Raw genomic sequence first — 5,954 nt, 5'->3', positions numbered from 1 at the left:
GGCCGCGCGCCGGCCGCCGAGCCGCAGGCGCCTCCCGTCGGCCGCCCCGCGGCCCTCGCCGAGCTGATCGACCTCGGCCTCGCGCGCCATCCCGACACGCGCGCGGCGTGGCTCGCCGCCCGGTCCGCGGCCGCGTCGGCCGAGGCCGCGCGCGCCGCGCTCTACCCGCGGGCCGACGTCGTCGGCTCGGCCAACCGCGTCCGCGCGCTGCTCAGCGGCGCGGGCCCGGACACGTCGACCGAGAACGTCTACGGCGCGACGGTCAACGTCTCCTGGCTGCTGCTCGACTTCGGCGGACGGCGCGCGACGATCGAAGGCGCCGGCGCCGCGCTCGAGGCGGCCAACTGGCAGCACAACGCGGCGATCGCCGACCGCGTGCTCGCCGTCGCCCGCGCCTACCGCGCGCTGCAGGGCGCCGAGGCGCTCGCCGCCGCGCAGCGCGCCGCCGTCGAGTCCGCCAAGACCGGCCTCGCCGCGGCCGAAGACCGCCGCGCGTCCGGCGTCGCCACGCTCGCCGACGTGCTGCAGGCCAGGACGGCGCTCTCCCGCGCCGAGCTGCAGGCCGAGACGTACGACGGGCAGGAGGCGACCGCGCGCGGCGCGCTGAACGACGCCGCCGGCCTGCCGGTGGACGCGCGCACGATCGTCGATCCGCTCCCCGCCGACCTCGCCGGCCGTCCGGCGACCGAGGCGGTGGACGCGCTCGTCGCCGAGGCCGCGCGGCGCCGCCCCGAGGTGCAGGCCGCCGAGGCCAACGCGCGGCGCGCCGAGGCCAACGTCCGCGCCGTCAAGTCGGACGGGCTGCCGCAGCTCTCGCTCGTCGGGAGCGGCGGGCGCACCTGGTACGAGGATCCGAGCTTCGGCGCGAACACCTACACGCTGGGGCTCGCGCTCCGCTTCCCCGCCTTCACCGGCTTCGCGCAGAAGAACAACGAGCGCCGCGCCGAGATCGACGCCGAGCAGGCGCGCGCCAAGGCCGAGTCGGCCCGCCGCGCCGCGGAGCTCGACGTCTTCCGCAGCTTCCACAACGTCAACACCGCCGCGCGGCGGCTCGGCACCAGCGCCGACCTCGTCGCCAGCGCGCGGCAGAACCACGACGCCGCGCTGGCCCGCTACAAGGCCGGCGTCGGCTCCATCGTCGAACTCCTTTCCGCGCAGAGCGCGCTCGAGGACGCCCGGGCCCAGGAAGTGCAGGCCCGCGCCGACTGGCTCGCCGCTCTCGCCCAGCTGGCCCGCGACCGCGGCGCCAATCTCCCCTCCATCACGAAGGACGCCCGCCCATGATCGACCGCCGCATTGTGGCCGCCGCGCTCGCGCCGGCGGCGTTGCTCGCCTTCGCTTGCTCCAAGACGCCCCGCGACGTCGCGCCGAAGCCGGTCGCGGCGCCCGTCGCCGTCGCCAAGGCCGAGAAGGCCGACGTGCCGATCACGGTCAACGTGATCGGCGCCGCCGAGCCGTTCGAGACCGTGCAGATCAAGACGATGGTCGGCGGCGAGGTGACGCGCGTCGCCTTCGCCGAAGGCCAGGACGTCGGCAAGGGGTCGCTGCTCTTCACGATCGACCCGCGCCAGTACGAGGCGCAGGTCGCCGCCGCCGAGGCCGCGCTGGCGCGGGACCGCGCGCAGCTCGCCAAGGCCCGCGCCGACGAGAAGCGGAACGCCGACCTCGCGGCCAAGGAGTACATCACCAAGGAGCAGTACGACCAGCTCAAGACGAACGTCGCCGCGCAGGAGGCGGTCGTCCGCGCCGACGAGGCGCAGCTCGAGAACGCCAAGGTGCAGCTCTCCTACTGCACGATCCGCTCGCCGATCACCGGACGCCTCGGCCAGCTCCTCGTGCATCAGGGGAACGTGGTCAAGGCGAACGACGCGGCGCTGGTGACGATCAACCAGATCGCGCCGATCAAGGTCTCCTTCTCCGCCCCCGAGGCGCGGCTGCCCGAGATCCGCCGCCGCCACGCCGAAGGGCGGCTGGTCGTCGAGGCCGCGCCGCAGGCCGAGCCCGCGTCGAAGGCCGAGGGGAAGCTCGACTTCCTCGACAACTCCGTGGACCGCTCGACCGGCACGATCCTGCTCAAGGCCGTCTTCCCCAACACCGACGGGCTCTTCTGGCCCGGCCAGTTCGTCAACGTCTCGCTGCGCCTCTCCACGCTCGAGGGCGCGGTCGTCGTGCCCAACGAGGCGATCCAGACCGGCCAGCAGGGGCTCTTCGTCTTCGTCGTCAAGTCCGACGACACGGTCGAGCAGCGCGCCGTTAAGACCGGCCCGGCGACCGACGGCAAGACGGTGATCGCCGAAGGGGTGAAGGACGGCGAGACGGTGGTCACCGACGGCCAGCTCCGCCTGATTCCGGGCGCGCCGGTCGAGATCAAGGGGGCCGGCCGGTGAACATTGCCGCGCCCTTCATCCGCCGCCCCATCGCCACCACGCTGGTGATGATGGGGCTGGTGATCTTCGGCGTGATGTCGTACGGCCTGCTGCCGGTCTCCGACCTGCCGAACGTCGACTTCCCGACGATCCAGGTCTCCGCCTCGCTCCCCGGCGCGAGCCCGGAGACGATGGCCTCCGCCGTCGCGACGCAGCTCGAGCGGCAGTTCTCGACGATCGACGGGCTGGACTCGATGACGTCCGCCTCGGCGATCGGCTCGACGCAGATCACCCTCCAGTTCAACCTCTCCCGCTCGCTCGACGCGGCGGCGCAGGACGTGCAGGCGGCGATCTCCAAGGTCAACCGGCTGCTGCCGCGCGACATGCCGAGCCCGCCGACCTACCAGAAGGTCAACCCCGCCGACCAGCCGATCGTCTTCATCGCCCTGACCTCGCCGACGCTGCCCCTCTCCACGCTCGACGAGTACGGCGAGACGAACCTCGCCCAGCGGATCTCGACGATCCCCGGCGTGGCCCAGGTGATGGTCTACGGCGCGCAGAAGTACGCCGTCCGCGTGCAGGTAGACCCGCGCGAGCTGTCGTCGCGCGGCATCGCCATCGCCGACGTCCAGAACGCGATCGCCAACGGCAACGTCAACCTGCCGACCGGCGCGCTCTACGGACAGAACAAGGCGTTCACCGTGCAGGCGGCCGGGCAGCTGACCAAGGCCGCCGACTACGGCCCGCTGATCGTCGCCTACCGCAACGGCGCGCCGGTGCGCCTCGAGCAGCTCGGGAAGGCGTTCGACAGCGTGGAGAACGACAAGGTCGCCGCGTGGTTCGTGGACAAGGACGGCGCGCGGCGCTCGGTGGTGCTGGCGGTCCAGCGCCAGCCGGGAACGAACACCGTCGCCGTGGCCAAGGCGATCCGCGACCGCCTGCCGGAGTACCAGAAGACGATCCCGGCGTCGGTCCAGCTCAAGGTCCTCTTCGACCGCTCCGACTCGATCCGCGCCTCCGTGGACGACGTGCAGTTCACGCTGCTCCTGACGCTGGCGCTGGTCGTGCTGGTGATCTTCCTCTTCCTCCGCAACGTCTCGGCGACGGTCATCCCCTCGCTCGCCCTGCCGCTGTCGATCGTCGGCACGTTCAGCGTGATGTACTTGATGGGGTACAGCCTCGACAACCTCTCGCTGATGGCGGTCACGCTGTCCGTCGGGTTCGTCGTGGACGACGCGATCGTGATGCTGGAGAACATCGTCCGCCACATGGAGATGGGGAAGCGCCCCTTCCAGGCGGCGATGGACGGCGCGGCGGAGATCGGCTTCACCATCGTCTCGATGACGATCTCCCTCGCCGCGGTCTTCATCCCGGTGCTCTTCATGGGCGGGATCCTCGGCCGGCTGTTCCGCGAGTTCGCGGTGACGATCGGCGTCTCGGTGCTCGTCTCCGGCTTCGTCTCGCTGACGCTCACCCCGATGCTCTGCAGCCGCTTCCTCCGCGCCCACGGCGGGCGGAAGCACGGCCGCGTCTTCAACTTCTTCGAGCGGATGTTCGAGGCCTGGCTGGCCTGGTACCGCGTCGGCCTGCGCTGGTCGCTCGACCACAAGGGGATCGTGATGCTCGTCTCGGCGGGGATCCTCGCCGCGATGGGCTACCTCTGGACGGTCGTGCCGAAGGGGTTCATCCCCAGCGAGGACACCGGCCAGGTGCTGGTGATCACCGAGGCGCAGGAGGGGATCTCCTACAAGGCGATGTTCGAGAAGCAGCTCGCGCTGACCCGCATCGTCCAGAGCAACCCCAACGTCGAGCAGTTCATGTCCAGCGCCGGCGCGCGCGGCGGCTCCTCCACCTCCAACCAGGGCTCGATGTTCATGCGCCTCAAGCCGCGCGACGAGCGCGACGTCACCGCCGACCAGGTCGTCCAGCAGCTCCGCGGCCAGCTCGCCGCCGTGACCGGGATCCGCGCCTTCCCGCAGAACCCGCCGACGATCCGCATCGGCGGGCAGGTCTCGAAGAGCCAGTACCAGTTCACGCTGCAGGGCGCCGACACCGACGAGCTCTACAAGTACGCGCCGCTGCTCGAGTCGAAGCTGCGCGGCAACAGGCTGCTGCAGGACGTGACGACCGACCTGCTGCTCAAGAACCCGCAGCTCGAGGTCCAGATCGACCGCGACAAGGCCTCGTCGGTCGGCGTCACCGCGCAGCAGATCGAGGACGCCCTCTACAGCGCCTACGGCTCGCGCCAGGTCTCCACGATCTACGGAGACACCAACACCTACCAGGTCATCATGGAGACGCTGCCGGAGACGCAGGCCGACCCCGCGGCGCTCTCGATGCTCTACGTCCGCGCGGCGAACGGCTCGCTGACGCCGCTCGGCGCGGTGGCCACGATCAAGCAGGACTACGGGCCGCTGACGGTCAACCACCTCGGGCAGCTCCCCGCGGTGACGATCTCCTTCAACCTCGCCCCGAACGCCTCGCTCGGCGACGCCACGACGGCGATCGAGAAGGCGGCGCGCGGGACGCTGCCGCCGACGATCTCGACGTCGTTCCTCGGCACCGCGCAGGCGTTCCAGTCGTCGGTGAAGGGGCTCGGGCTGCTGCTGCTGCTCGCCGTGCTCGTGATCTACCTCGTGCTCGGCGTGCTCTACGAGAGCTTCATCCACCCGCTGACGATCCTGTCGGCGCTGCCGTTCGCCGGCTTCGGCGCGCTGCTCACCCTCTGGGCGTTCCGCGTCGATCTGTCGATCTACGCCTTCGTCGGCGTGATCATGCTCGTCGGGCTGGTCAAGAAGAACGGCATCATGATGGTCGACTTCGCGCTCGAGGCGACGCGCAAGGAGAACAAGAACGCCGACGAGGCGATCTTCGAAGCCTGCCTCGTCCGCTTCCGGCCGATCATGATGACGACGATGGCCGCGCTGATGGGCACGCTGCCGATCGCGCTCGGCATGGGCGCCGGCGCCGAGGCGCGCCGCCCGCTGGGGCTCGCCGTCGTCGGCGGGCTGATCTTCTCCCAGACGCTGACGCTGTTCGTGACCCCGGTGGTCTACGTCTACTTCGACAAGGTTGTCGGCTTCTTCCGCCGCCGCGAGACCGCCGCCGACGTTTGATCCCGGCGGCCTTCCCGCTCCAAACGCAACCGCCCGCGGCGCGACGCCGCGGGCGGTTTTCTTTCGTGCCCGGGAGATGGTTCAGAACAGCTTCAAGCGTTCTTCGTCGTCGTCGAGCGGGATCAGCGCCTCGGGCGAAGGCCGGCGTCCCGCGGACGCCGAGGCCGCGCGGAACGGCGCCGGCGCCGACGGCCGCGGCGCGGCCGGGGCGGCCGGCCCCGAAGCGAAGGAGCCGGCCTGCGGCGCCGCGCCGCCCAGCCGGAACATTCCGACCAGCCGGTGCATCTCCGAGGCCTGCCCCGCCAGCTCCTCGGCCACCGACGCCGACTCCTCCGAGTTCGCCGCCGAGGCCTGCGTCATCTGGTTCATCTGCTCCACGCCGACGTTGACCTGGCCGATCCCCGTCGTCTGCTGCTCGCTCGCCGCCGCGATCTCCCCCATCACCTCGGAGACCCGCCGCGCCTCGCCGTGG

4 protein-coding genes are annotated in these 5,954 nt (G+C 71.4%); 3 read left to right on the top strand and 1 reads right to left on the bottom strand.

Annotation, left to right across the window (positions count from 1 at the left end):
* From LLG88_03895 to LLG88_03885, 3 genes are all read left to right on the top strand, one after another.
* Positions 1-1,284: TolC family protein (locus LLG88_03895; GenBank protein ID MCE5246052.1), on the top strand; the 1,284-nt coding region annotated here is incomplete at its 5' end.
* A complete protein-coding gene (locus LLG88_03890; GenBank protein MCE5246051.1) occupies positions 1,281-2,387 on the top strand; it encodes an efflux RND transporter periplasmic adaptor subunit in 1,107 nt (368 codons plus the stop codon). The genes LLG88_03895 and LLG88_03890, both read left to right, overlap by 4 nt.
* Entirely contained in the window at positions 2,384-5,482 is a 3,099-nt protein-coding gene (locus tag LLG88_03885; protein ID MCE5246050.1) for an efflux RND transporter permease subunit, read from the top strand. Before LLG88_03890 ends, LLG88_03885 begins: the two co-directional genes overlap by 4 nt.
* An 81-nt stretch (positions 5,483-5,563) precedes the next feature.
* Here LLG88_03885 and LLG88_03880 read toward each other — a convergent pair.
* The coding region (locus tag LLG88_03880; protein ID MCE5246049.1) for a hypothetical protein at positions 5,564-5,954 on the bottom strand (391 nt) is incomplete at its 5' end.

Source organism: bacterium (assembly GCA_021372775.1).
GTDB lineage: Bacteria > Acidobacteriota > Polarisedimenticolia > J045 > J045 > JAJFTU01.
Note: the sequence above shows the minus strand (reverse complement) of the source record. Positions and strands in the feature narration are given on the sequence as shown.

Excerpts from the sequence above, each read along its gene's own strand:
- LLG88_03890 (MCE5246051.1), top strand. The coding sequence starts at position 1,281 with ATGATCGACCGCCGCATTGTGGCCGCCGCGCTCGCGCCGGCGGCGTTG.